The organism is Acinetobacter pragensis (assembly GCF_001605895.1).
Lineage (GTDB): Bacteria > Pseudomonadota > Gammaproteobacteria > Pseudomonadales > Moraxellaceae > Acinetobacter > Acinetobacter pragensis.
On record NZ_LUAW01000021.1, the window covers coordinates 1 to 25407 of the forward strand.

Consider the following 25407-nt stretch of genomic DNA (forward strand, 5'->3'; position numbering starts at 1 on the left):
SYAKKCTCACCACAATTTCGCCATTGGTCGCGACTGCGCCGGCAGATAAGCCTGTGCGTCCGCCAGATGGGGTGATTGCGGTATTAAATTGATTCGCAAGCTTAACAATGGCCTGCACTTGCTCGGTCGATGACGGAAAAACGATGACCGACGGGTTTGGGTCGAAGTGCTTGGTATGGTCACGTCCCCAATTTTCGAGACTGTCCGCATCAGTTTTAATGCGGTTTTCACCGACAATAGCGGTCAATTGGGTTAATAACTCTGGGGTTAAAGCGACTGGAGCATTCATCGTTTTCAGACCTTGCAAGAAGTAAAACAAGTTGTAAATAGCCTAGAAATCATTCAGTTGCGCATTAGGCGGCACAGATTTAATTTTAGGCAGGCGTGAATAAAAAAGGAACAGAAATCACATCCTCTTTTCACGAGTGCATATTATAAGGCATTTTTTGGCAAAACCCGCAGAAAAACCTGTTTTTGCAATGTCACCTTTGAAATTACAGGCTTAATTAGACCGCACGCGACAATTACTGACACATATTTTGTCAAAATACCGCTCATTGGGGCCATAAAGGAAATGTATATCGCGCATTGTCCTATGCTATTATATCGCCACTAAATTTGGCCTTTGTAGCGGAGCCGTAATGAGCCAACATCTTTCACTGCCTAAAGATAAAATTCGTTTCTTGTTGTTAGAGGGCGTTCATCAAAACGCAATCAACACTTTAAATGCTGCCGGATACACCAACATCGATTACCGTAAAACAGCGCTGGAAGGCGACGCGCTGAAAGAAGCGGTTAAAGATGCGCACTTCATCGGTATCCGTTCGCGCACTCAACTCACTGAAGAAGTGTTTGAAGCGGCGAACAAACTGATTGCTGTGGGCTGTTTCTGTATTGGTACCAACCAAGTCAACTTGAATGCTGCCATGATCCGCGGTATTCCTGTATTTAACGCACCGTATTCAAACACACGCTCTGTGGCTGAATTGGTGCTTGCAGAAGCGATCCTGCTGCTTCGCCGCGTACCTGAAAAATCAACAGATACGCATGCTGGCGGCTGGAACAAATCTGCAGTTGGTTCATTCGAAACACGCGGTAAAATTTTAGGTATCGTCGGTTACGGTTCGATCGGCTCTCAGCTTTCAGTTCTGGCTGAAGGCCTGGGCATGCAAGTGATTTACTATGATGCGGTAACAAAACTGCCTTTAGGCAATGCGCGTCAAGTGGGTTCTATGGGTGAACTGCTTGCCAATGCCGATGTGGTGTCTATCCACGTTCCGGATGTTCCTTCTACACGCAACTTCATGGGCAAAGAACAGTTTGCTCAAATGAAAGAAGGTTCAATCTTCATCAATGCGGCGCGCGGCACGTGCGTTCTTATTGATGACCTTGCTGATGCAATCAAATCTGGCCACATTGCTGGCGCAGCGGTTGATGTATTCCCGAAAGAGCCTAAAGCCAACGGTGAAGAATTTGTTTCTGCGCTGCGCAACTTGCCAAACGTGATTTTAACCCCTCACGTCGGCGGTTCAACGATGGAAGCGCAAGCAAACATCGGCCTTGAAGTGGCAGAAAAATTTGTTGCTTATTCAGATAAAGGCATGACTTTATCTGCAGTGAACTTCCCTGAAATTGCGCTTCCATTGACTGAAGGCAAACACCGTTTGCTTCACATTCATAAAAACGTACCGGGTGTGCTGTCTAAAATCAACAACCTGTTCGCTGAGCACGGCATCAACATTTCTGGCCAGTCATTAATGACTAAAGGCGATGTGGGCTATCTTGTTATGGATGTAGACGCTACTGCATCTCAAGAAGCGCTTGATACTCTTCATGAAGTTGAAGGCACAATCCGCGTCCGCGTATTGTTCTAATTCAATTCTATTGAAAAACCACAGGCTTCGGCCTGTGGTTTTTTTATTTTTAAACGTCTTGTGATTTATCTCCCGCTCCGCAAGGCATCAAACCAAATTTAGTATGTTGAGCGCATGACGAATTTAAAAAATACGCCCCATGTGCAAGCTCTGTTTCTGCTGCTGATTGCAATGATCAGTATGCAAAGCAGCGGTTCTCTTGCCAAAATTCTGTTCAATCAATTTCCGATTATGACCGTGTCCAGCTTGCGCCTTTTGCTGGGTTCCATTATTTTGGCGCTGATTTTTAAAATCTGGCAGGTCAACTTTAAGCAGGTGCGCTGGAAAGCGATTGTCAGCTACGGCATGGCTTTAGCCGGCATGAATGCGCTGTTTTATTTATCTATTGACCGGCTTCCGCTTGGCATTGCGGTATCATTTGAATTTATTGGCCCGCTCAGTGTCGCGCTGTTTTATGCACGGCAAAAATTTGATTTTGTCTGGGTCGGACTGGCGGTTTTAGGCTTGGCGCTGCTGTTTCCTTTTGATCAGGCTTCGCAAAGCTTAGATCCGTTAGGCATTGCCTTTGCTTTAGGCGCAGGCGCCTGCTGGGCGCTGTATATTGTGGCCGGTCAAAAACCTTCCGGCATATCCGGCAATCATACCGTGTGTTTAGGCATGTTTGTCGGCATGCTTTGCCTGCTGCCTATTGCGCTTTTGACCGGCATGCCCGCTGCGGTATTTGAGCCGTCTAATTTTATTTTCTTTATTGCTTTGGCCATATTGGCCAGCGCCCTGCCTTTTAGCTTAGAGATGATGGCGCTGCGGAATTTATCTGCACTGAGTTTTGGCACCCTCATGAGTGTAGAGCCTGCAATTGCCGCCTTATCAGGCTTTGTGTTTTTAGGTGAACAGCTGCTGTGGACGCAATGGCTGGCGCTGACTGTCATTATTGCCGCATCTATTGGCTGCACAGTGACTACGCAAAAAGCCAAAAAATAGCGGCAGGACAGAATTTGAGAACTGCATGCTTTTATTCCCAAAATGCAGTTTCAGCACTCTTTAGCGCCAAAGACCAGCTCGCCGCAGGACAATTTTTTTGCTTTTCATTTAAATTCTGCTGAAACGAACCCTATTTTTTACCTGAACTGAATTCATTCTTCAGTATTGATATTTCATCTTTTTATCTCGAAATAACCGCTATAATTCGGCAACTTATTTTAATCCGCTCCCTGCTGCTGACTGTCTTATGCCGAACGCTCAATTTATTGCTGTGCTGTACATGGTGCTGTCCATGGTGTCATATCAAATCAGCGCATCATTTGCAAAGCAGCTGTTTACGGTGCTGGATCCTTTGTCTGTCACCATTTTAAGGCTGTGCTTTGCCGCCATCATTGTTTGTGTCATGTTCCGTTCATGGCAGATTGTGAAACGGCTGTCTTACTTAAAATGGCGCGATCTGCTGTGCTACAGCGCGGCGCTTTGTTGCATGAATGTTCTTTTTTATATGTCGCTGGGCAAACTGCCGCAAGGAATTGCGGTCGGACTGGAATTTATCGGGCCTTTGGGTTTGGCCTTGCTGTCTATTCAGCGGCGCAGTGACTATGTGTGGGTTTTGCTGGCAATATTGGGAATCGCCTTAATGGTGCCGTGGGGACAAACCGCAGGGACAGATTTCTCCATGACTGGCGCAGCGTGCGCCTTAGGGGCCGGACTTTGCTGGGCATTCTATATTTATTTCGGGCAAAAAGTCGTACATCAGAACATTGGCATGCATGCGCTGACCATAGCCATCACCTTATCGGCACTGGCCTTGCTGCCGATTGGCCTATACCGCAATGCGCCTGCTTTGCTGGAAACGCAGTATTGGGGCAAAGCCTTGGCCATTGCGGTTTTAGCGACTGCAATTCCCTATGCCTTGGATTTAAAAGCCTTAAAACAGCTGAATAAACTCAGCTACGGCACACTGTCCAGCCTTTCACCGGCATTGGCGGCACTTACAGGGCTGGTCTTGCTGGCGGAAAAAATTGGCACGCTGCAATGGGCTGCGCTGCTCTGCGTGATGGTTGCCTCAGTAGGCGTCACCCTCAAAGCCTCTCAGCGGCAGACAAATCCAACCAATTAAAAATCCAGAAGCATACAGCTTCTGGAAGCGGCTGACAGTTCGAGTCTGCAAATCGATTATTTTCGAACTTTAAGCAGTTCATTCCACCAAGCTGTCTTTTTCCTTCTGCTTGTATTTTTCATACTCAGCCAAATACTGCTGCGCCAGTGACATTTTTTGATCTGCGCTTAATATTTTTCCAGCCTGCTGAAAAAAGCCATGCTCTTCTTCTTTTAAATGATGATGCACGGTTTCGGAAAGTTTTTTAGCAATTGCCAGCCAGCCCGGATTGCTGAATTCTGTCTCGGTCAGCTGTTCCAGTAGCTCATCCATTTTATGATGTTCCGCCAAGGCATGGCGGGTGATATTCAGTCCTGAATCCGTCATCATTAACGGAATATATAAATAGCGGTCTTCGCCTACCGCATGGGCAAATAATTCGTTTTTCAGCAAATCAAATAAATTGCGGCGGTCAGGCGTATCTCCCGACGTTTTCAGCAGTTTTTCTGCAAGATCCCGCTGTTTCTCATGACTTTGGCGTAAAGCTTCAAATATGTTCATTTTCATGATGGCCTCTGATGCTTGGCTAGATGTGCAATAAATGCTTATTTATTTTAAAGTCAGGCTGACGCCTGTTTTTTATACTATTGCAATCTGCATCTGAGGCCTGTAAGCCTGTGTTAAATTTTGTTCAGGCTTGTCCAGTAATCGTCTGATAGCCCAAGCGCAGAATCAGGATACTGACCAAAATTAAAAATAAAATACGGATGAAGCCGCTGCCGTATTTCAAAGCGACTTTTACCCCAACGATTGAACCGCAAATATTGGCCACAGCCATCATGCCGCCAATGGCGAACAGCACATGCCCCGTAGGCGCAAAAAAGCTCAAAGCCGCTAAATTGGTGGTTAGGTTTGCAATTTTTGACAATGCCGAAGCATGCAGAAAATCTGCTTTTAAGTAGCGGATAAAAAAGAAAATAAAGAAACTGCCTGTACCCGGCCCAAAAATGCCGTCATAAAAGCCGATGGCTAAACTGCCAGCAGCCGCCAGCAGCAATATTTTGGGGGTCAGCTCCTGACGGATATGCACCTGTCCAAACTGCTTCTTCATAAAGGTATAGATGGCAATTACTATCAGCATCACCAAAACAAACGGCCGCAGCACTTCTTTAGGCACCATCGTCACACAGGCTGCCCCTGCAAATGAAGCAATAAAAGCACAGCTGGCAATCACCGCTAAAAGCTTCCAGCGCAGTTTGACCTGGCGTAAAAATGTATATGAGGCCGAAGCTGTGCCAAAAATTGATGACAGTTTATTGGTGCCGAATACCGTAGCTGGAGACAGCTGCGGCATCGCATTCATGATCGCCGGAATCTGAATTAGGCCGCCTCCGCCCACTGCCGCATCAATTGCGCCGGCAAAAAAAGCAAAAAACAGCAGGCTTAAGATAATTTCAATTTCCACAGGTTTGGCCTTAAATTCAAATACAGTGCAGGTTTTACAAATTCAATACGCGCTTAGGCACCAAGCGTTTGCCCTCGGTGATTTCTGCTAAGCCCAAGCATTTGTCGCCATCAAAAACCAGCGCTTCGGGGGCAGCTTCATGCTCAATGTTGCTTTCCATGCCGCGGCTGAAATATTCAGCACGGCCTTCCGGCGCTTGCACTTTCGGAAAATGATCGACTGGAGAATATACGGGCAGCAGCAAAGCTTCACGTTCCGCTTCGCTCAGCGCTTCCAAATATTCAATGGTATAGCTCGGAATCAGCTCAAAGTGCCCGGTTTTAATCCGATGCAAATAAGTCAAATGACCGCAGCTGCCTAAAGCCTTTGCAATGTCCTCGCCCAAAACGCGGATATATGTGCCTTTTGAACAGGTAACATCCAGCGTGATGCTATCAGCGGTATAGGACAGCAGCTGAATTGCCTCAATGGTAATGGGCCGCGCTTCACGTTCAATTTCAATTCCCTTTCGCGCCAACTCGTACAGCGGGCGGCCTTCTTTTTTCAATGCCGAATACATCGGAGGCACTTGTAGAATATCGCCGGTAAACTGCTGCAGAACAGCTTGAATACTCTGTTCTGACAGCGCTGGCACGGCGCACTGCTGCAGTACGTCACCTTCAGTATCGCCTGTTGTGGTGCTGTGCCCCAAGAAGATGGTGGTCTGATAGCGCTTAACCGAATCCAGCAGATAATGCGAGAACTTGGTCGCCTCTCCTAAGCAAATCGGCAGCAGGCCGGATGCCAGCGGATCTAGTGCCCCTGTATGGCCTGCCTTTTGTGCGCGGTACAGCCAGCGGACTTTTTGCAGCGCCGCATTCGAGCTGATGCCCAGAGGTTTATTTAAAAGGAAAACACCGCTGATAGAACGACGCTGAATTTTAGGAGAAGATGATTTCATGGTAAAAATAAGCGAGAGGAATCTCCGCAATGGTAACCGAATATTTACAACTTTTCTGTGATTTTGTGATCAAGCTGTGGCATATTCAGTCGCATTGCATAAATTATAAAACAAATAAAACGGATAAAAGGTGCATGAGGATATGCAGAAATATAAATTATGGATCATTGCCGCCGCGGCAATCCTTATCATTGGCGCATTTATTTTTTGGTTAGCGCCAAACGATGGTCAAGCTTCATCGGTCAAGAATACAGCGCAGCCCGAAGCAGGCAGCAGCCATGCTGCGCAGGCAGGCGCGCAATCTTCCAGCGGCTTGCCGTATTACAGCCCAAGCCAGCAAGATACAGAAATCAACTGCCAAATGAAATTAGACAGTTCTGGCCGGCTGATTGTCAATGAACAGACCCGCAACTGCTTTGAATACTTCATTACGCAGTACGGTGAAAAATCGATAGATCAAATTAAAAAAGATTTCAAAGGCTACATCAGTCAAAGCTATAAAGAACCGGCCCTGTCGCAGATTTTAGACCTGTGGAACCGCTACATGGATTACCGCGAGCGTCTAGGCACGCTGCAGGCGCCTGCCAATATCAGCCAGGACGATCCGCAGTATTACCGCTCCATTTACAACAGCACGCAAAATATGCGCAAGCAGTTTTTTTCAGACTACGAAATTGAAGGGCTGTTCGGGACAGAAAACATTTACCACGAATACACGTTAAAGCGCATGGATGTCATCAATGACAAAAAACTCAGCGAAACGGAAAAAGCTCAAAAATTAAAAGCGCTGTTTGATGAACTGCCGGAGGACTGGAAAGAAAATCTGGAACAGCTGAACAAGCTGGAAGATTTGCGCAAGCTTACCGCAGACATTAAAGCGCGCGGCGGCTCAGCGGAAGAAATTCACCAAATGCGCACCAATCTGGTCGGGCCTGAAGCCACTCAGCGCTTAGAAACTTTAGATACGCAGCGGGCGGATTGGAAAAATAATGTGAACAGCTATTTGACAGAACGCGACAGCATTATGAAAAGCGGCATGAGCGATGACGCCAAACAGAAAGCTGTGCAGCAGCTGCGCAATCAAAATTTCCAAAGCAAAGAGGATCAGCTCCGTGTCAGCACATTTGAAACCGTGCATGATCAGGGCGGAAAACTGCCGTACAGTGAATAATTCTGAGGATATTCAGTCCGGCGCCGGAAAAACTTGATTCAGAATGAAATCAATGCAAAACAAAAATAAATATCTTGCAGCCGCATTCTTTGCCGGCGTCAGCCTTGCGGGATTGTCCCAAGCGCAGGCTGGCGAAGGGCTGCAGCAGGTTATGGCCAAAGCCCAATCAGACTGTGCCAAGATGAAATATCCGATTGTCTTTACCCACGGCATGTTCGGCTTTACCGTCAGCATGCGAACCGATTAAAGCGGCAAGGATTATAATTTTATTGCAGCCGCTTCTCTCAAAAAATGAATGCATCGGCATCCATTTTTTGATATTTAAAACATGAATACAGCCCATTTCTAGATAGAAAACAGAAAGAATAGAATTATCAGGCATCCATATTTTCTTAGCTTTTCAGGACAAATGTATAGCAAATATATGGCATTTCAGGATATCTCGCGTCCTAAAATGATATGGAATTTATTAAGTTTCATGAAAAAATAACGTGGCATCTGCTTTATCTTCACTCTCTAAAAATAACACCTCAGATGTTCAGCGCAGAACTCTTGAACATCCTTTTCAAGATGCATCAGAGAGCTTGTTACACCTTACACGTTGCAAATTACTAGAACAGAAATAACAACAACTCCAATCAAAGGAATGCATATGCGTATTTTAACAACCAAAGCCAAAATTGCCTCTTTGGGCATCATGGCAAGCTTAGCGATAGGATTATCGGCAAGCGCGCAAGCAGCGCCAAGCGTTTTACAAGTGACGGAAACTGCAAAATCTGATTACGCCAAAACAAAATATCCAATTTTAATGGTTCATGGCTGGTTAGGCTGGTCACGCATTGGCAATGAAGCTTTTAATATTGATTACTGGTATCAAATCCTGCCGGATATGGCGCGCAATGGTTCAACTGTCTTTGCCGCGCAGCTGTCCCCAGCCAATACCACAGCATACCGCGGTGAACAGCTGATTGCTCAAGTTGAAGACGTGCTTGCCATTACCGGCAAAGATAAAGTCAATTTAATTGGCCACTCTCATGGCGGACCAACCGTGCTCTATGTGGCGGCCACAAAACCGCAATATCTGGCGTCCATCACTGGGGTTGCCGGCACCTATCACGGCTCTAAAGTTGCAGATGACATCCAAAACAACAAGCTGACGAAAACCGCCTTTAATATTTTAGGCGATTATATCGTCGGCCCGCTGATTGCTTTGGCGCAAGCTAAGCCTGAACTGGGAATTGATTTTGATGCATCCATGAAATCACTGTCACAAACAGGCTCTGCTGACTTCAATGCGACTGTGGCAAAATCCGCGGTGAGCGACGGTGTTTTAGCGTCTTCGGAAAACTGCAGCAAACAGCTGAATTCTGTCGACAGCAAAGGCGTGCGCTACTATTCATGGACTGGCGTTGCGCAAACCACCAACCTGCTGGATATTGACACTATTCTGATGCAATTGGGGCCTTTATCTTACGGCAATAAAGACAATGACGGCATGGTGTCACGCTGCAGCGCATATATTGGCCAAGTGATCCGTGATGACTACAAGCTCAACCACACCGATTTAGCCAACATGCTGTTCGGCTTAACCGGCTTATTTGCGCAAGATCCTGTCGCGCTGTATCGCCAGCACGCTAACCGCTTGAAGCTTCAAGGCCTATAAGTTCAAAACTGAAAGATTAAAGCCCGCCAAAGCCGTGCGGGCTTTTTTGTTCCCAAAATTACATCAATAAAATTTGTTACAACTGCTGATACGCTTTATCTGCACTGCTTTGCATTTCCGGCTTCAGACTGTTTTTATATCAGTGACAACCTTTATTGTCAGAAAATAATACTTAAAACTAGAGGATGCACCAATGAAATATGGATTTCTCACTGCCGGTTTAATTTCCCTACTTATCGGCAGCAACGCAGGCGCTTCACAGGCCACGCAGGTGAAAGCGGATAAAGTCAGTTCGGCTTATGCCAAAACCCAATACCCCATTGTCTTCAATCACGGCATGGCCGGTTTTATCCGCGTCGGCACAGATGAATTAGGTTTAGATTACTGGTACCAAATTTTGCCTGATTTAGCGCGCAATGGCGCCAGCGCGTGGGCAACCCGTGTATCCCCTTTAAACTCGACCGAAGTCCGCGGTGAACAGCTGCTGCAGCAAGTACTTGAAATTCGCGCCATCACCGGCGCAGCTAAAGTGAATTTGGTCGGACACTCGCATGGTGGGCCGACTATCCGCTATGTGGCGGGCGTGCGCCCTGATGTGGTGGCATCACTGACCAGTATCGCGGGGCCGAATAAAGGCTCTCCCGTGGCTGACCTGATTTTAAAAGCCGAAGGCACGCCTGTGGAGGCACCCTTGGTCGGCGCAGTTAACTTTGTATCCAAAGCCATCACTTGGGCGCAAGGCTTAGACCCAAACAGCTATCCGCATGATGCATTAGCAGGAGGCAACAGTTTGACTCTGGCCGGTTCTGCCGTATTTAACGCAAAGTTCCCGCTGGGCATGCCCAACACAGCTTGCGGGGACGGCAAAGCGCTTGAACAAGGCATATATAACTATTCATTTGCCGGAACAGGACAAATTACCAATCTGCTGGATTTAGATTCTGCGCTTAAATTCACCGCCCTTTTAATTGATGGCGGCAAAGACAATGATGGACTGGTCTCCAAATGCAGCGCCAAATTTGGCAAAACCATTCGGGATGACTACAATTGGAATCATTTAGATGAAGTTAATCAGGTGCTTGGCCTAAAAGCGCTGTTTGCGCCAGACCCTGTAGATGTTTACCGTCAGCATGCCAACCGCTTAAAACTGCAAGGCCTATAAAATACAGCCATAAAAAAATGCGCCTTTAGGCGCATTTTTTAACTCATGCAAAAACTTAAAATTAAGCTTTAACTTTACGAGCTGGCAATTTTTCACGAATACGCGCAGCTTTACCAGACAATTCACGTAGGTAGTAAAGTTTAGCGCGGCGAACATCACCACGGCGTTTAACTTCAACTTTAGCTACGATTGGAGAATGTGTTTGGAAAACACGTTCAACACCAACACCGCTAGAAATTTTACGTACTGTGAACGCTGAGTTCAAGCCACGGTTTTTCTTCGCAATTACAACACCTTCAAAAGCCTGAAGACGTTCACGATCGCCCTCTTTAACTTTTACAGAAACAATCACTGTATCACCTGGTGCAAATTCAGGTAGATCAGTTCTTAGCTGTGCGTTTTCAATTACTTGAACTAAAGGATGCTTACCGCTCATGGGGTATCTCCAATATGTGCGGGTCAGAAGAGGTCTGATATCCGCTGGGTATAGAGGCTAAAGCGCATACACCCGATTATCTTTCTCTTTATGCTTGACCACTTCAAACATAAGAGCCTATTAAAGAATACTTAAAAACGACTTTAAGTACGGTGTTCGAAGACAGAAATGATTACTCATCAATGCCTTACAAATCTTTTAGCCATTTTTTTTGCTGCTTGCTCAATTCAACTTGTTCAACCAGCTCAGGCCGGCGTTCCAAGGTGCGCTGGTAACGCTGCAAAAACCGCCATTTTTCAATATTTGCATGATGCCCGGATTTTAAAACCTCAGGGACATCCAAACCTTCAAAATGATCTGGCTTAGTGTATTGCGGGCAGTCTAAAAGACCGTCCACAAATGAGTCCTGCACGTGGGATTGCTCATCAGACATTGCACCCGGAAGCCTCCGGATAATACTGTCCAATAAAACCATCGCAGGCAGCTCTCCACCCGATAAAACGTAGTCTCCGATTGACCATTCCTGATCAATATATTTTTGGAGTAGCCGCTCATCGACACCTTCATAACGTCCGCAAAGTACAATCAGGCCGTCATATTCGACAAACTGCTGTACTGCAGATTCATTTAAGGTCTTTCCTTGCGGTGACATATACACCACAGGAACATGAACTGCGCCTGCTTGCACTGCAAGCTCTTTGGCACGGATGATCGCTTTTGCCAAAGGCTCAGCCATCATCACCATACCGGGGCCACCGCCAAATGGACGTTCATCCACTCTTTTGTAGTTGCCCTCAGCAAATTCACGAGGATTGATGCAATGGACTTGCACAATCTCGTTTTTTGCTGCGCGCCCGCTAATACCGTAGGCTGTAATCGCTTCAAACATTTCAGGAAAAAGCGTAATGACTGCAAAAAACATCGCAGACTCCTCTATTTTCCTGCTGCGTTAATCCTAAAAGGATTAATAATCTACGCCCCAATTCACGTAGATACGACCAGCTTCGAGATCAACCCGCTGCACCACATCTTTATGCCATGGAATCATGCGCTCTTCGCCATCGACGCTGTCTGCGGTAGCGCGAACCACCATCACGTCATTGGCGCCTGTTTCAAACAGTTCATGGATTTGACCGAGATTGATTTCCTGCTCTTCTTCATCCAGGCCTAACACTGTCAAGCCTTTCAAATCTGACCAGTAATACTCGTCCACGCCCGCCTGAGGCAGCTGCGATTTCGATATCCATACATTGGCGCCAACCAATTGGTCTGCTGCAGTGCGGTCAATGACCCCCTTCAGCGCAACCACTAAGCCTTTGCCATGCGGTTTCCAGCGTTTTACATCTGCTGTTTGCCAACCTGCCTTGGTTTCAATGTACCACGGCAGGTAGTCAAAGATGTTGCTCATAGGTTCTGTATTGGAATAGACCCAGAGCCACCCATTTAATCCATATGCTGAACGCAGCTGTCCAATCTGAATCCGATCTTCGGGCACATTCTGTGTTGGTGTCATGGGTTACCTGCTGATAATTAAAACATTTATTAATAAAGAATTAATTACGCAGCAACTACAGCTTTTTTAGCTTGAGTAGCTAAAGAAGCAACACGTTCAGACGGTTGAGCACCTTGAGCAACCCAGTGAGCAAAACGGTCAGCATCTAAACGAAGTTTTTCTGCTTTACCTTGAGCTGTAGGGTTGAAGAAACCGATACGTTCGATGAAACGACCGTCACGTGCATTGCGGCTATCAGTCACAATGATTTGGTAGAACGGACGTTTTTTAGCACCACCGCGTGCAAGACGAATAACAACCATGATAGAACCTTATAGTTTTTACGGATTATCCCTGCATCGACCATCGACACATTTCAAACCCCTTTCATAGAGGGCAATATTTTACGTTATCTTTCCTTTGAAAGAAAGATCAAAATTTGTTTATCCGCAATTTTGAATTTAGATTTTATTTGCCGTCCCAGTTTGAGGCTGCTGTTGGATTACATGATGAACCTTTAGTCCAGCATTTTTGACCTTTATGATCCAATACGATACTTCCATTACCTGACTGCATTGCTGAGGTCTCTGGGGCTGCAGTCAAAGTCCATGTTCCTGCTGTGACATTAGACAAAGTTAAAGAATAGAGTTTTTTAGTCGAGTTTGGATAATCTTCTGAAACCGCCAAATCTGACAAAGTTAATGGCTGACCTGAGTTTAAATATGTCGAATTCAACATTTTGTGCCTTTGCAGCAGAGACGCGATTCTAGCCATTTCAGTTTGGACATCAATACGGTTTGATTTAATTACATATTGTGTATATGCAGGGTATGCAATAGCCGCCAATATGCCAATTATCGCAACTACGATTAACAACTCAATTAGCGTAAAACCTTTAACATTTACCATAATTGCCCACCGCTCTGATTTGTCTCATTCCAAGGCTCGCATTTAAAATCCACATCACTCGCCAAATGCGACCTACATTTCAGCCCATTGCTTCCCATTAAGAAATAGTAATTTTTAGGATCAACTGGAGGGGTAACTTTAATATACCATCCCCGGCCCTGCACACCCGCCGTTAAACTTTTTGAGGTGTCATCAATATCATAAATATTTAAAGCATATCCATCAGGCATTTCTACTGATGTAGCTGTAAAATTTCGATAGTTAAAATTTCGTGCACGATAATTTTCAAGCTGCTCTGAAACTTTTAAAATTTCCTGCTGCACCTTGCTTTCCGTACTTTTACGTATATAGCTTTGGTAGCTTGGTATTGCGATTGCAGCAATAATCCCAAGGATTACCACTACAACCATTAATTCAATCAGAGTGAATCCATTTTTCTTCAACATAGAATCACCTTTTAGCGCTCATACCAGCGTTGAGAGATAAATTTCGTTTTCCCTTGATATGATTTCAAGGTTTTATCTGTCGGCAAATTCAGCACTAAACCACGTTTTTTATCAATACCGCCAAAGCTGATACCAATATTTCCGCGCCCTAATTCAATATCATCTGGACGTGTATCTGGAACATTATTACCTGCAGAGTCCTTTTTCATACATTGTCCAAATGGCAAACAAAATTGCTGTGCAATACTTTTTCCTCGCACGCCACCTACGCAATCCACATCAGTAATATCAACAGTCGAATCAAACACACTGATATATAAATCATTGTCAATCGCCACATTATCATTCAGCATGCGGTTCTTCGTCGATAATGGATAGTACCATCCACCAAATGTCAGTGAAATTCCTGTATTACCGGCCGTGTTTACAGCTAATTTTTTACCATCAGCCTCAGCTGAAGTACTCACATCTACGGTACTAAGCTCACTCTCCTTTAAAACAGATAAATTACGCTTAGCAACATCTTTATCATACACAACATATAAAGCATCATTTTGATTAGATTCAGACATTGGAAAACTCAAATTGCCTGAGCCAACTGTCACAACACCAAAATAACCATTGACTGAGCTATGAATTGTAAATGTCGGCGTACTATAGAAACGAGGCACATTAGCCGCAGATGACATATTTAAAATTCTAACCGCGCGCTTAGCAAAGTTTTCGGTATCCCCTGCTTTATTTGAAGCATTAAGATCAACACGCCATACTTGACCACCCAAATCACCAAAATACAAGTGATCGGCTAAACCATCATTATTGCGATCTACTGCTTTAATTTGACTGACCACACTGCGCTTCATATTTGCAGCATAGGTTTCTGTATTTGATGTTGAGCCTGATGCAACATTTGCACTTGACCACCAAAGCAATGAGCCGTCATTAGCATCAAACATATACACGCCTGCACCCTGATCAATACTGGATGAAGGATTGAACGTCAGGCTTTCATAAGCTGTATCGTACCCGCCGCCAACAATCATCACTAATTTTCGGCTACCCTTCCAATTCACCCATGTTAAGGTAGGCTTAGACCAGCTTTGCCCCATATGCCGTATTGCAGAATTTAATGAAGTTGCAGGATCAATTCTAAATTTTAATTTAGGTGTGCCGCCATCTGATGTCACATCGGATAAATCTAAAGCATAATAGCTTTTCCCACCCATTCTCAAACCGCCATAAAGCCACTGTTTACCGCCTTTTACCGTAACAACAGGCTCTGTTGGTTCTGTTCCGCTCTTTGTGACATATTCGGTATAGGCAGTCCATTGACCATCAATGCCGTATTTTAAATCACTTCCTTGCTGAGTTTGGTTCAGGAATCCCTGAGATTGCCCATCAACCATTTCAGTTGGCATAAAAGTAAAGACTTCCTTGCCGGCATCTGAATCAGTTCTCGTTTTTCCAGCACGCACAATATGCAATAAGCCTTGTGTAGAACCAAAGACAATTAAATCATCACGGTCCGTATAAGTTAAATCACCAGTTTCATCATTATATGATGTTGTTCCCGATTGCGTAATGAGCACAGGTTTAGAATGCATTACTGCACCCATCTGCCTTAAAGTTGCATTATTATTAGTTAAGTAGTTTGCAAAATTGGTTTGCGTGGCCGTACTTGTATCATCCTCCAACCCCTTAGCCATGGTTGCCCCAACATCATAACCAAACAAAGAAGCAATATAGCCGCGCTTTGGATCTTTAGAGAAATTATTTGCAGTATTCAAGACTTTTAAATCAGCCGTTTTAACTTGAACTAAATTAGAATCATCAGAAACTGCTGAATTAACACCTTGAGCATCAATTTTACGGTCTGTAAAAATTTTTCGTTCTTTACTATCAACCATGCCTAATTTAAATTGACTCAATGCACCGCCAACTCGAACCTCAATATCTTCCTCAATATCCGCCGTACCTACTCTTTTAATTTTGGTAATCGTTTTTTTGATTGAATTATCTGACCAAAAATCATTTGGATCATCAACACTAATTTTAGTGGTTGCATCAATCACATTTTTGCCGTCTCTGTCCAGTAAAACATTATTGACAACTTCATATTTTTTCAAGTTGCCAATCCAAGTGTTCACTTTAGAATCCGGCTGAGGATCAAATTGCGGGAAATAGCCCCAAGGCTGCACATTTTGTGTATCTAAATTATCTACAGGGATCGTAACTGAACCTGTTGTTACGGGCGGGATATACTTTTGTAGTTTTTTTAAGAAAGCATTTACACTCGTGACCACACCAACAGAGTCTTCAGCAGAGTACCAACCACCACCGCCGACTTCACCCCATTTTTTTGCATTTTTCACATTGTCAGATGGATCACTTACGTTATCAGTAAAATCATTACCAAAACCAACCACAGCTGTTTTAATTTGAACACCTGCTGGATTTCTACTAGGATCTAATAAAGCCTGAGCATAGCTACCAATACAATTCCAAATACCTTTATCTGAATGTAAAGGAGTAGGAGTAGAAGTACAACTAAATAAATTCGCCTTCGTACCTAACGTTTTTTTAAAAAAATTTACATTTGAATCATTTGAACGACTTGGTTCACCATCCGTTAAAAAATAAATTCCTTGCGTATTACACTGCTTAGCAGAGTTAATTGTATATTCTCGCTGATTTGGCGTTACTGAGGTATTTAGATAAGATGGTTTAATGTAGTTTGAACCATCTTGAATCAGACTATTAGCAGATGATTTATCAAACCCACTACCCGATTCACCTTTTGTAGTTGTGCCCATGAGATATGCAGCGACTTCTCCATAGGCAAAATCTGTTGGTGTCCCTCCATTTGCTGTAAGTGCCAATACTTCTCGGATCATTTTTTTACGATGTGTATTTTCAGCTGTACCAGTATATACCATATACTCATCATATGTTACTGAACCACTTGTAGCTGTATATTTCTGCTCGTTAACATTCCTATATTGTATTGTACACCTACGCCCACAACTTTCATCTTCTCTTGAACTCAGTGTTTCTGATCCTGATTTTATCCAATTTTGAGGAATAACGTTCACATTCTCTTTAGTTGAAATACTTGCAACACTTCCAAATTCATTAATTTTTTTTTCAGTATTTATCCATTGCGTACATTTTGCATTTACATCCCACGCTAAACACTCTTGAAAAATTTTAGAACCTTGATTATTTACAGGATAAGTAATAGGGGAACCAGTATTTACGGATTTTTCAATTGTGTAATTTACCCATGAGCCATTGCCTTCCCTTTTTTGACCAGTTTCAATAATTTTTGATGCACCTGTAATTGAAACCATTCCAGATTTAGCCTGAATTTCTCTGTAAACTTGTGCATTTAAAATTACTGTCATTTCACTTAGTGGACGAGCTTCAAGCTTTATACGTCCTGTTCCACTACTACCACTAAACTCAGAAAGTCCTGTCACAAGCCTGTCAGGTAAAGCTTCCACGCCTGCAGAAGCATCACCCTGCAACAACTGCAACATTCCTTGCTTTAGTTTACTTATTCGATTCGGCGTACATCCCTCATCTTTGTTTACTGTTCCATTTGCATTATCACAATAATCCATACTCCCTGAAACATCCATCATAAACATCAGTGTCGTCTGCGTTGCTTGAGGACTTTTATATAACTCAATATCACTTGCATGACTTGGAAGCGCCGAACAAATTAGCGATGTCATTATTGCAGATTGAATAGCAACAACCAGTTTTTTATATTTCATATTCATGTCAATCTCCTCATTCCTTAACTTTTCGACGCATAGCTAATGACGGCATAATCCATAACCTGCTGGCTATATGGCACCCCAAGATCGCTAAAGCACTCAGCCACAGTTTTCTGATCTGGATATTTCGTTGATTTTTCATTGATATGAAGTTTAAAACAGTCATTAATTTGCGTATCAAAACTAGACCAGCCAGACCCCGTTGCGCTTGCAGCACCCGGAATAATGGTTGTCACAATAATTTGTACAGGCTGAACTTGATCCAGCTGAACGGTAGACGTGTCAGTACCTAATGGGTAAAACTTGAAAGGCACATCAGTAGATAAACTGCTTTTTTTCACAGCAACCTGAGAAATCATAAAATCACGGCCACTGCTGTAGTCCCCAGATTCATATTGGCAAAAACCGGTCACACCCAATTCAGAATTATTTACTTCAGTTCCACTTACTGGATAAACAATACTTGCATTTTGCAGGCTGAATACTTGTTTTTGGCTTTTGGGACGATAGCAGAACACCAATTCCTTATCGAAAAAAGCATCAGACTTCACCATGCCAAAAAGCCCCAATGAACTTAAGTTTTTCTGAAAAACTGCAGAATCCTGATTATCCCGCTCAAGTGAGAAAAAAACCGCATCTGCTGTTTGCCGGGTTAAACTCTGAATTTGACTGTTTGTTGCAATATTCAACCCAACCAAACTCTGCTTAACAGCTAAAGTTCCTATTAGAATCATAAAAATCAGCACAAACAAAACAACAATCAATGTTGCCCCTTTTTGATAAAGCTTCATTTATAGATCCTCCATGAGACCATAGCCATTTCTTAAAGCAACTGTTTGACTGACCACTTCGCGGGCATATTTTTCTTTGGCGCTCGAGTCACTTAAGGACACTTTCTTATTCAGCACTTGAAAGGATGTCGGCATAGAATCATTCCCAGCTACAGAATCGTAACCGCGCACTAGCGCCCCCAGCTGTATAGACATAATACGAGGACGAGGTGAACCGTCTTTAGTTAATGCATTGCTGCTGCCCATATACTCATCAACAGTCATGTAGCTGAATTCATCAGAATTATTCTGTTTAACTCCCAGCAATACATGAAAATAATCGACACGGCGCATAATAATTTGACTTTGCTCCCCCAAACCTGAAATTCCGGCCGGTAAACTTGCTGTTTCCACCAAAGTTTTATAACGACCAGCATCGCAAACCAGAGCTAAATCTGATGTCTTTCCATCAGGGCGCAAATAATAACGCTGAACAACAAACGTTCCTTGATCTATTTCTTCTTGTGTAAAACCGCCGCCTTCGCAATCAAAACCATTTGGATCAAATGCTTTATATTGAATAACCAACTGATCGCTCGCGTCACCAACATTGCTTGGCCCTATTTTAGCCCGTGTTAATTTATCAACATCTGCCGTCGCATTCGTCAAAGTCAAAGGAAGATTCGCAGACTGCACTTCTAAATCTGCAGGTGTTAAAGATGAGTAACTTTTCAGACTGGTTAATACAATGCCGCTGTATTTGTTGCGGTCGTTAATCACAGCCAAGTCAGCATCCAAATTCGATAATTTAATATCTTTAATAATAAAATTCAGCCCAAAATTGCCATTATCCTGTAATTCACCTAAGTTTTTCTGCAAGCTGTAATTTATGCTGCCTGTCAAAAACAGCTGCATAGCTGCTCCAATAACAATTAGTCCAATGACTAAAGCAACCATTAATTCAATTAATGTAATACCTTTTGAATACTTCATTAATATGCCTCCAGAACAATGCATTTCGAACTTGCTAAGAAACTGCCATTCTTGGTGCAGCTTGTATCTGAAGAGCCATCTATAGGCAATGTTTCATCCCAAGCCACAAAAACACAATATCTATTACTGGCAGGACCAGGGCAATCATTTAAAGCCACTTTCATACCTAGAGTATTCGCCCTAAACAGCACCTGATTCACATCTTCTTGAGCAAAATCTTTGCTGTCGCATTTCGATGTATCAGCACAAGAGGCTGTATAACTCGTAATATAATATTTTCCAGAAAGGGCATTTGCATAAGCATCAACCAATTTGTCAGCATCGCCGTCTTTTACTGAAATTGTTTTAGCGAGGCCTACTTTGTTTGCTCTCATTCTTTCCGATAAATCACGCGCTAAATTCATTGCCTGTATACGCTTTGATGCATCTAATGAAGCATTCATCGCCCGCATTTGCAGCATAGAAAAACCCAGCACCCCAATAGCTAAAAGCAGCAAAGCCACAATGACTTCGACCAAGCCTATACCTTTTTGATTAAATGCATTCATTATGTACAGCTCCCTTCAAAAGCCGATTTAGCATTCGAAGCAACACGCCCAAAACTGGTTAAATAAATAAAACGATCTACCTGATCTCTTGTCAGCTTAACTTCTAAATTGGTTGGTAAAGCCGACACATTCCCTTGGGGTAAAAACACAATATCTGTTAGTGCCGTAATCGCTGAAGTGCTCCAGCTGCCGCCAGTACAAACGCCCTCATTAAAGCTTAAATCCACATCATCCGGGATACTCCAGTAACGCTCAGTGGGCGTATCTTTTCCTGAAGTGCCTAAATGAATCGTAATTTGCTTACGGCTTAAAACAGCATCAGATCTAGCTTGCGTAAGCGCCTTCTCAAAATCAGTCGTTGTCCGTTCTATTTGCCTTTTAGCTATCGCCTCACTCATATTTGGCGCAGCAATCATAGCGACAATAGCAATCACAGCAATCGTCACCATCAGCTCAATTAAAGTGAATCCATTATTTCTTTGCATACGCCCCCCAAAACAACCCTTTCCCTATTAAAAATAATATCTATTAATTTTACAAAACCAACACAAATAGAGATAAAAGGTATAAAAAAACAGATCATTGCCAAAAAGCGATGATCTGTCAATTTATGAAAAATATCAGAATGTTAAATAGTCTGCACTTTAAGCCTGTGTTACAGGAATACGTAACTCTTTTGGCAAACTAAATGTAATATTTTCTTCACAGCCCGATAATTCCTGAGGCGCTGAAGCCCCCCAATCCTGTAAGCGCTGAATCACCTGCTTAATTAAAATTTCAGGTGCTGAGGCCCCTGCAGTGACGCCAATTTTTGAATTTTCAGAGAACCATTCCTGCTGCAATTGTTCTGCGTTATCCACCAAATAAGCATGCTTGCCCATGCGCTCAGCCAATTCACGCAAACGGTTTGAGTTAGACGAATTTGGCGAACCCACCACTAAAACTACGTCACATTGCGCCGCCAAATCACGGACAGCATCCTGACGGTTTTGTGTGGCGTAGCAGATATCATCCTTGCGCGGCCCTTGAATAAGCGGAAATTTAGCACGCAAGGCATCTATCACTTTGGCCGTATCATCAATCGATAAAGTGGTTTGCGTTACAAAAGCCACTTTGGCTGGATTTCGGACATTTAAACCCGCGACATCATCTTCATCTTCGACTAAATAAATGACGCCGCCATTTTTCGTGTCATATTGCCCCATGGTGCCTTCAACTTCCGGATGGCCTTCATGGCCAATCAAAATAGCTTCCACACCTTCACGCGCATATTTTGTGACTTCAATATGCACCTTGGTCACCAGCGGGCAGGTCGCGTCAAAAACTTTCAGCCCGCGGCGCTCAGCCTCCTGCTGAACCGATTTTGATACGCCGTGCGCACTGAAAATCACAATATTGTCATCCGGCACTTCATCCAGCTCATCTACAAAAATTGCCCCGCGCTGGCGAAGGTCATCCACAACAAATTTGTTATGCACCACTTCATGGCGCACATAAATCGGCGGATTAAAACACTCAAGGGCCCGGTTCACAATCGCAATTGCTCGGTCGACACCTGCACAAAAACCACGGGGATTAGCCAATACAATTTCCATAGAACCCTCAATATTCAATTCAATACAGCAAACGATTTTAAAATAAATGCCAACAAAAAGATGCTCGGCTATTTTGTTTGCGGGCCGTCTGCTCTAAAATAGAGAAGATATTTTATCATATCAGGAAAAATATCATGTCGGGTCTCTTGTTTGTCGTTTCTGCTGCATCGGGAACAGGCAAAACATCTCTTGTTAAAGCCCTGCTTGAACGTGTTAACAATTTACATGTTTCCGTTTCTCATACGACCCGCGGCCAGCGCCCTGGCGAACTTGATGGCGTTCATTACCACTTTTCAACCAAAGAAGACTTTTTGGCATCCGTTCAAGAAGGCGGATTTATTGAATATGCGGAAGTTTTTGGCAACTATTACGGCACAGCGCAGCGCACTGTAAAAGAACAGCTGTCAAAAGGCCACGATGTCCTGCTTGAAATTGACTGGCAGGGTGCAGAACAGGTCCGTAAGCTTTTTCCTGAATCCAAACAAATTTTTATTTTGCCGCCAAGCCAGTTCGATTTGCGCCAGCGCCTGTCAAACCGCGGCACAGACTCTGTCGAAGTCATTGAACATCGCCTCAGCTGCGCCGTTGAAGATATGCAGCAGTATGTCAATTTTGATTTTGTCATTATCAATGATGATTTCAATAAAGCCTTGCATGATCTTGAAGCGGTAATTATCGCCAACCGCCTCGTGCTGAAACAGCAAGCCGAACGCCATCAGGAATTAATTCAAAAATTGATTACCCCGACCAGCGTTTTGTGATTAAAACTTGAGTCTTCAGACAAAGCCTTTTATACTGTGCAGTCTGTTAAAATTTACTACTCGAACGAGAATTCTTATGGCACGCGTAACCGTTGAAGATTGTTTAGACCATGTAGACAACCGCTTTGAGCTTGTACTAGTGGCAAGCAAACGCGCGCGTCAACTGGCACGTCAAGGCATTGAGCCAACTGTAGAATGGGACAATGACAAACCTACAGTGGTTGCTTTACGCGAAATTGCGGAAGGTCACGTATCAAAAGACATTTTGAAACAGCGTGATCAAGATTATCAAGCGTCAAGCCTGGATCTTGCACTGTCCGCAAATAACTTGAATTTAGACGGTTTTTCTTTCCAATAAGATTATCCGCCCAAAAAGCCTAGTTTTATACTAGGCTTTTTTTATGCTTCTATCTTTTATATTTGCGCGAGAACAGTTATAAAGTAAGCCTACATTTGGTTTTCTTATTAATTTTTTTTCACTTTTTTACCCGAAAAAATTGACAAGTCATGCAATATGCATTTCATTAGAAGATTAACCATTTCATTTGTAATTCAGCAGTAAAAAGGTGTTCTATGCCAGGCCCAGAGGTCAGCCAAGCCAAGCAGCAGCTCAAAATAATTATCGACGCTTATCTTTCAGAAAGCGATGTCGAACGTGTGCTTGAAGCTTGCGATTATGCTGATGTGGCGCATGACGGCATCACCCGGAAAAGCGGTGAACCCTACATTCTGCATCCCATTGCTGTCAGCTGCATTTTAGCGCACATGCGCTTGGACGCAGAAACTTTAATGGCGGCCCTGCTGCACGACGTCATCGAAGATACCGAATTCAATAAAGAAGATATTGCTGAGCGCTTCAGCAAAACGGTCGCTGAACTGGTTGACGGCGTAACCAAACTGAGCCATTCCAGTGACAAAGAATATAATAAAGCCGCGTCTTTTCGAAAAATTCTGCAGGCCACCTTACAAGACCCGCGTGTCATTATTATTAAACTGGCTGACCGCTATCACAATATGACCACCTTAGGCGCCCTGCGTCCTGATAAGCGCGCCCGCATTGCAAAAGAAACCTTTGAGATTTTTGTCCCAATGGCCCGGCTGGTCGGCATGAATGAAATGGCCGATAACCTTGAGCATTTATGCTATCAAAATTTAGATTTAGATATGTATAACAATGTCCAAGACGCCCTGCTGCAAACCAAACCCAAACGCTGCGAATATCAAACCAAATGGGAAAACAACCTCACTTCCCTGCTTCAGGAACACCGCATTTCCGGCCGCATCAAAAAGAAAAACAACAATATTGAACTGCTGCGCCACTTTGTTAAAAATGATATTGATCTGCAAGAACTCACACACAGCCACGCATTTGAAATTATCCTGCAAAGCATTGCCGACTGTGACCGTTTAGCAGACATCCTGCGCAGCAGCTTTCAAGTACTGCATTATGAAGATCATATCCGCCGGCCATTGCCTGGCGGCAACCAATCGCTCATGATGCGCCTGAAAGGTGAAAAGACCACACTCTCCCTGACGATTCAGACAGAACTAATGCGCAAAGCCGCCCGCTTCGGTGTCGTGCTCGGGGAAAATGCGCCGCAAGCTTGCCGCTCCGCAATTCAGGCGTCCATGCAGAATCTGAATGTTTTGGTCGATGGCGAATGCGCCAAAACCACTTTCAATGAATTGCTCGATTACCTGCATCAAGAAAAAATTTGGGTCTATACCCCGCATGGCCATTTGCATGAATTACCGCAAGGTGCGACCGCGGTCGATTTTGCGTATTCAGCCAGTTTATTTCTGGGCAACCATGCCGTAGGCGCAAAGATCAACGGTGAGACCAAGCCGCTATCCACTCCGCTTCAAAGCGGCCAAGTAGTAGAAATCATCACCGATGTGCTTGCCACCCCGAATCCTGACTGGCTGAGCTTCATCAACACCCAAAAGGCCCGGCGCGCTTTGCAGAATATTTTGCGTGATCAAGACATTGACGAGCAGCGTCTGGTCGGACAGCAAGCCTTAAACCGCGCACTGAAACTATTCAACCGCTCCGTCAAAGATCTGACTCAAGCGGACTGGGAAAATGTGCTGGAATGGCGGCACGTGAACAGCCCGGACAGCCTGTATGAACAGATTGCGGTCGGTGATTTATTGCCTCAGCTGGTCGCGAACCACTTGTTCGCCCAAGATGCGCCTCAGGAAATAAGCGCTTCAGACCGTCTGATTCAAGGCACGGAAGGCATTGACGTTAAATATGCGCATTGCTGCAACCCGGTATTAGGCGATCCGATTCAGGGGCACTTATCCCGCCGCGGACTGATTGTGCACCGCTCACGCTGCCACAACCTCTTGCATGAGCAGCATCTGCACCCTGAAAACATCATGCCTTTGCAATGGAATACGGAAGATACGGAAGAAATCAGTTTCAGCGCCTATCTCAGCATTAATATCAACATGAATGATGAACAAGTTTCTGAACTGATTTATCAATGCCGTAAAGAAAAAGTAGGGGTTGAATCCGTTCGCACGCATGATGATAAAACCTATGTCAGCATTGTTGTGCATAACCGCAAGCAAATTGCTGAAGTCATCCGCAATCTGCGCATGCATTTCGGCTTTCCGCGCATCGCCCGCCTTGCACAGCCTTTAAATACCGCAGAAACCTCTATTGCCAGCTAACTATTACGATAAAACAGCCCTGATGTGTTTATATCAGGTATGATGTCTGAATAAGATCTAAGGAGAAATCAATGCCTCGCCAAGTGATACACACTGAAAATGCACCAGCCGCTATTGGCACATACTCCCAAGCAATTTTGGTTGGCAATACATTGTACCTTTCAGGCCAAATTGGCTTAGATCCATATAGCATGGAACTTGTAGACGGCATTGAGGCTCAAATCCGGCGTGTATTTGACAACCTGAAAGCAGTGTGTGAAGCCGCTGGTGGCACTTTAGCAGACATTGCCAAACTCAATATTTTCTTGACCGATTTATCCAATTTCCAGCTGGTCAATCAAATTATGGGCGAATATTTCGCACAGCCTTACCCAGCCCGTGCAGCCTTAGGTGTAGCCAGCCTGCCAAAAGACGCTTTGGTTGAAATGGACGGCATAGTAATTATTAATCAATAAGTTAAATAAGAAAATTAAAGTTCTAACTTTATATTTTCCCTATAAATTATGAGCCGCCCTTGCGCGGAAATCCGAGCGATACTCGAATTTCCGCTCAGGCGGTGTTTTTTTATTCGATATTCCAATTACATTCATTGCTTTTTAAAATGATTTTTATTGACAAACGATAATAATTATCAATAA

Annotated in this window: 27 protein-coding genes; 11 read left to right on the plus strand and 16 right to left on the minus strand. The window is 44.0% G+C overall.

The window, feature by feature from the left end:
- A partial coding sequence (locus AZH43_RS18115) for an FAD-binding oxidoreductase (RefSeq protein ID WP_131796930.1) occupies positions 1–289 on the minus strand: 289 nt, incomplete at its 3' end.
- A gap of 352 nt (positions 290–641) precedes the next feature.
- Between AZH43_RS18115 and serA the strand changes: the two genes are divergently transcribed.
- The 3 genes from serA to AZH43_RS09775 all read left to right on the plus strand — a co-directional run bounded on the left by serA (position 642) and on the right by AZH43_RS09775 (position 3978).
- Positions 642–1874, plus strand: coding sequence for a phosphoglycerate dehydrogenase (serA, locus tag AZH43_RS09765; protein WP_067669168.1), 1233 nt, complete (start codon positions 642–644; stop codon positions 1872–1874).
- A gap of 114 nt (positions 1875–1988) precedes the next feature.
- The gene (locus AZH43_RS09770; RefSeq protein WP_067669171.1) at positions 1989–2855 is read left to right on the plus strand and encodes an EamA family transporter; all 867 of its coding nucleotides are present in this window, start codon (positions 1989–1991) and stop codon (positions 2853–2855) included.
- Positions 2856–3102: 247 nt separating this feature from the next.
- Entirely contained in the window at positions 3103–3978 is an 876-nt protein-coding gene (locus tag AZH43_RS09775; RefSeq protein WP_067669173.1) for an EamA family transporter, read from the plus strand.
- A 78-nt stretch (positions 3979–4056) separates the two neighbouring features.
- Here AZH43_RS09775 and AZH43_RS09780 read toward each other — a convergent pair whose 3' ends face one another.
- From AZH43_RS09780 to truB, 3 genes are all read right to left on the minus strand, one after another.
- Complete coding sequence (locus tag AZH43_RS09780) at positions 4057–4518, minus strand: hemerythrin domain-containing protein (protein ID WP_067669217.1); 462 nt, start codon at positions 4516–4518, stop codon at positions 4057–4059.
- 130 nt (positions 4519–4648) lie between these two features.
- Complete coding sequence (locus AZH43_RS09785) at positions 4649–5422, minus strand: sulfite exporter TauE/SafE family protein (RefSeq protein WP_067669175.1); 774 nt, start codon at positions 5420–5422, stop codon at positions 4649–4651.
- Between the two features lie 34 nt (positions 5423–5456).
- On the minus strand, positions 5457–6362 hold the full coding sequence (gene truB, locus AZH43_RS09790) for a tRNA pseudouridine(55) synthase TruB (RefSeq protein ID WP_067669177.1): 906 nt from the start codon (positions 6360–6362) through the stop codon (positions 5457–5459).
- Between the two features lie 142 nt (positions 6363–6504).
- Here truB and AZH43_RS09795 point away from each other — a divergent pair, with 142 nt between their 5' ends.
- The 4 genes from AZH43_RS09795 to AZH43_RS09810 all read left to right on the plus strand — a co-directional run bounded on the left by AZH43_RS09795 (position 6505) and on the right by AZH43_RS09810 (position 10358).
- On the plus strand, positions 6505–7533 hold the full coding sequence (locus AZH43_RS09795; protein WP_067669180.1) for a lipase secretion chaperone: 1029 nt from the start codon (positions 6505–6507) through the stop codon (positions 7531–7533).
- 52 nt (positions 7534–7585) lie between these two features.
- Positions 7586–7780: a lipase family protein gene (locus AZH43_RS09800; protein WP_131796931.1), complete on the plus strand. Its 195-nt coding sequence runs from the start codon at positions 7586–7588 to the stop codon at positions 7778–7780.
- Positions 7781–8230: 450 nt separating this feature from the next.
- Positions 8231–9196, plus strand: a complete 966-nt coding sequence (locus AZH43_RS09805) for an esterase/lipase family protein (protein WP_406564618.1) — start codon at positions 8231–8233, stop codon at positions 9194–9196.
- A 193-nt stretch (positions 9197–9389) separates the two neighbouring features.
- Entirely contained in the window at positions 9390–10358 is a 969-nt protein-coding gene (locus tag AZH43_RS09810) for a lipase family alpha/beta hydrolase (protein ID WP_067669187.1), read from the plus strand.
- A gap of 61 nt (positions 10359–10419) precedes the next feature.
- Here AZH43_RS09810 and rplS read toward each other — a convergent pair whose 3' ends face one another.
- The 12 genes from rplS to ispH all read right to left on the minus strand — a co-directional run bounded on the left by rplS (position 10420) and on the right by ispH (position 21329).
- Positions 10420–10794 (minus strand): 50S ribosomal protein L19, encoded by a 375-nt coding sequence (rplS, locus tag AZH43_RS09815; RefSeq protein ID WP_005013144.1) that lies wholly within the window; start codon positions 10792–10794, stop codon positions 10420–10422.
- A gap of 187 nt (positions 10795–10981) precedes the next feature.
- Positions 10982–11716: a tRNA (guanosine(37)-N1)-methyltransferase TrmD gene (gene trmD, locus AZH43_RS09820; RefSeq protein ID WP_067669189.1), complete on the minus strand. Its 735-nt coding sequence runs from the start codon at positions 11714–11716 to the stop codon at positions 10982–10984.
- A gap of 42 nt (positions 11717–11758) precedes the next feature.
- The gene (gene rimM / locus AZH43_RS09825) at positions 11759–12307 is read right to left on the minus strand and encodes a ribosome maturation factor RimM (RefSeq protein WP_067669192.1); all 549 of its coding nucleotides are present in this window, start codon (positions 12305–12307) and stop codon (positions 11759–11761) included.
- 44 nt (positions 12308–12351) lie between these two features.
- Positions 12352–12609 (minus strand): 30S ribosomal protein S16, encoded by a 258-nt coding sequence (gene rpsP / locus AZH43_RS09830; RefSeq protein WP_067669194.1) that lies wholly within the window; start codon positions 12607–12609, stop codon positions 12352–12354.
- A 145-nt stretch (positions 12610–12754) separates the two neighbouring features.
- Entirely contained in the window at positions 12755–13195 is a 441-nt protein-coding gene (locus tag AZH43_RS09835) for a type IV pilin protein (RefSeq protein ID WP_067669196.1), read from the minus strand.
- Entirely contained in the window at positions 13189–13641 is a 453-nt protein-coding gene (locus AZH43_RS09840; RefSeq protein ID WP_067669198.1) for a type IV pilin protein, read from the minus strand. Before AZH43_RS09840 ends, AZH43_RS09835 begins: the two co-directional genes overlap by 7 nt.
- An 11-nt stretch (positions 13642–13652) precedes the next feature.
- Positions 13653–17426, minus strand: coding sequence for a pilus assembly protein (locus tag AZH43_RS09845; protein WP_067669200.1), 3774 nt, complete (start codon positions 17424–17426; stop codon positions 13653–13655).
- 17 nt (positions 17427–17443) lie between these two features.
- Positions 17444–18214 carry a pilus assembly PilX family protein gene (locus AZH43_RS09850; RefSeq protein ID WP_067669202.1) on the minus strand — a complete coding sequence of 257 codons (771 nt, stop codon included), beginning with the start codon at positions 18212–18214 and terminating at the stop codon, positions 17444–17446.
- Positions 18215–19186, minus strand: coding sequence for a PilW family protein (locus tag AZH43_RS09855; protein ID WP_067669203.1), 972 nt, complete (start codon positions 19184–19186; stop codon positions 18215–18217).
- A complete protein-coding gene (gene pilV / locus AZH43_RS09860; protein WP_067669205.1) occupies positions 19186–19734 on the minus strand; it encodes a type IV pilus modification protein PilV in 549 nt (182 codons plus the stop codon). Before pilV ends, AZH43_RS09855 begins: the two co-directional genes overlap by 1 nt.
- Positions 19734–20219: a GspH/FimT family pseudopilin gene (locus tag AZH43_RS09865; RefSeq protein ID WP_067669207.1), complete on the minus strand. Its 486-nt coding sequence runs from the start codon at positions 20217–20219 to the stop codon at positions 19734–19736. Before AZH43_RS09865 ends, pilV begins: the two co-directional genes overlap by 1 nt.
- A 159-nt stretch (positions 20220–20378) precedes the next feature.
- Entirely contained in the window at positions 20379–21329 is a 951-nt protein-coding gene (gene ispH / locus AZH43_RS09870; RefSeq protein WP_067669209.1) for a 4-hydroxy-3-methylbut-2-enyl diphosphate reductase, read from the minus strand.
- A 134-nt stretch (positions 21330–21463) separates the two neighbouring features.
- Between ispH and gmk the strand changes: the two genes are divergently transcribed.
- The 4 genes from gmk (at position 21464) to AZH43_RS09890 (ending at position 25224) form a co-directional block, all read left to right on the plus strand.
- Entirely contained in the window at positions 21464–22090 is a 627-nt protein-coding gene (gene gmk / locus AZH43_RS09875; RefSeq protein WP_067669211.1) for a guanylate kinase, read from the plus strand.
- A gap of 76 nt (positions 22091–22166) precedes the next feature.
- Entirely contained in the window at positions 22167–22448 is a 282-nt protein-coding gene (gene rpoZ, locus AZH43_RS09880) for a DNA-directed RNA polymerase subunit omega (protein WP_005013174.1), read from the plus strand.
- Positions 22449–22663: 215 nt separating this feature from the next.
- A complete protein-coding gene (locus AZH43_RS09885; RefSeq protein WP_067669213.1) occupies positions 22664–24769 on the plus strand; it encodes a RelA/SpoT family protein in 2106 nt (701 codons plus the stop codon).
- A gap of 71 nt (positions 24770–24840) precedes the next feature.
- On the plus strand, positions 24841–25224 hold the full coding sequence (locus tag AZH43_RS09890) for a RidA family protein (RefSeq protein ID WP_067669215.1): 384 nt from the start codon (positions 24841–24843) through the stop codon (positions 25222–25224).
- Positions 25225–25407: the final 183 nt, after the last annotated feature.

What these genes read in the sequence shown, in the direction of transcription:
- serA (WP_067669168.1), top strand. Translation starts at nt 642, where the DNA reads ATGAGCCAACATCTTTCACTGCCTAAAGATAAAATTCGTTTCTTGTTG.
- AZH43_RS09770 (WP_067669171.1), top strand. Translation starts at nt 1,989, where the DNA reads ATGACGAATTTAAAAAATACGCCCCATGTGCAAGCTCTGTTTCTGCTG.
- AZH43_RS09775 (WP_067669173.1), top strand. Translation starts at nt 3,103, where the DNA reads ATGCCGAACGCTCAATTTATTGCTGTGCTGTACATGGTGCTGTCCATG.
- AZH43_RS09780 (WP_067669217.1), bottom strand. Translation starts at nt 4,518, where the DNA reads ATGAACATATTTGAAGCTTTACGCCAAAGTCATGAGAAACAGCGGGAT.
- truB (WP_067669177.1), bottom strand. Translation starts at nt 6,362, where the DNA reads ATGAAATCATCTTCTCCTAAAATTCAGCGTCGTTCTATCAGCGGTGTT.
- AZH43_RS09795 (WP_067669180.1), top strand. Translation starts at nt 6,505, where the DNA reads ATGCAGAAATATAAATTATGGATCATTGCCGCCGCGGCAATCCTTATC.
- AZH43_RS09800 (WP_131796931.1), top strand. Translation starts at nt 7,586, where the DNA reads ATGCAAAACAAAAATAAATATCTTGCAGCCGCATTCTTTGCCGGCGTC.
- AZH43_RS09805 (WP_406564618.1), top strand. Translation starts at nt 8,231, where the DNA reads ATGGCAAGCTTAGCGATAGGATTATCGGCAAGCGCGCAAGCAGCGCCA.
- AZH43_RS09810 (WP_067669187.1), top strand. Translation starts at nt 9,390, where the DNA reads ATGAAATATGGATTTCTCACTGCCGGTTTAATTTCCCTACTTATCGGC.
- rplS (WP_005013144.1), bottom strand. Translation starts at nt 10,794, where the DNA reads ATGAGCGGTAAGCATCCTTTAGTTCAAGTAATTGAAAACGCACAGCTA.
- trmD (WP_067669189.1), bottom strand. Translation starts at nt 11,716, where the DNA reads ATGTTTTTTGCAGTCATTACGCTTTTTCCTGAAATGTTTGAAGCGATT.
- rimM (WP_067669192.1), bottom strand. Translation starts at nt 12,307, where the DNA reads ATGACACCAACACAGAATGTGCCCGAAGATCGGATTCAGATTGGACAG.
- rpsP (WP_067669194.1), bottom strand. Translation starts at nt 12,609, where the DNA reads ATGGTTGTTATTCGTCTTGCACGCGGTGGTGCTAAAAAACGTCCGTTC.
- AZH43_RS09835 (WP_067669196.1), bottom strand. Translation starts at nt 13,195, where the DNA reads ATGGTAAATGTTAAAGGTTTTACGCTAATTGAGTTGTTAATCGTAGTT.
- AZH43_RS09840 (WP_067669198.1), bottom strand. Translation starts at nt 13,641, where the DNA reads ATGTTGAAGAAAAATGGATTCACTCTGATTGAATTAATGGTTGTAGTG.
- AZH43_RS09845 (WP_067669200.1), bottom strand. Translation starts at nt 17,426, where the DNA reads ATGAATATGAAATATAAAAAACTGGTTGTTGCTATTCAATCTGCAATA.
- AZH43_RS09850 (WP_067669202.1), bottom strand. Translation starts at nt 18,214, where the DNA reads ATGAAGCTTTATCAAAAAGGGGCAACATTGATTGTTGTTTTGTTTGTG.
- AZH43_RS09855 (WP_067669203.1), bottom strand. Translation starts at nt 19,186, where the DNA reads ATGAAGTATTCAAAAGGTATTACATTAATTGAATTAATGGTTGCTTTA.
- pilV (WP_067669205.1), bottom strand. Translation starts at nt 19,734, where the DNA reads ATGAATGCATTTAATCAAAAAGGTATAGGCTTGGTCGAAGTCATTGTG.
- AZH43_RS09865 (WP_067669207.1), bottom strand. Translation starts at nt 20,219, where the DNA reads ATGCAAAGAAATAATGGATTCACTTTAATTGAGCTGATGGTGACGATT.
- ispH (WP_067669209.1), bottom strand. Translation starts at nt 21,329, where the DNA reads ATGGAAATTGTATTGGCTAATCCCCGTGGTTTTTGTGCAGGTGTCGAC.
- gmk (WP_067669211.1), top strand. Translation starts at nt 21,464, where the DNA reads ATGTCGGGTCTCTTGTTTGTCGTTTCTGCTGCATCGGGAACAGGCAAA.
- rpoZ (WP_005013174.1), top strand. Translation starts at nt 22,167, where the DNA reads ATGGCACGCGTAACCGTTGAAGATTGTTTAGACCATGTAGACAACCGC.
- AZH43_RS09885 (WP_067669213.1), top strand. Translation starts at nt 22,664, where the DNA reads ATGCCAGGCCCAGAGGTCAGCCAAGCCAAGCAGCAGCTCAAAATAATT.
- AZH43_RS09890 (WP_067669215.1), top strand. Translation starts at nt 24,841, where the DNA reads ATGCCTCGCCAAGTGATACACACTGAAAATGCACCAGCCGCTATTGGC.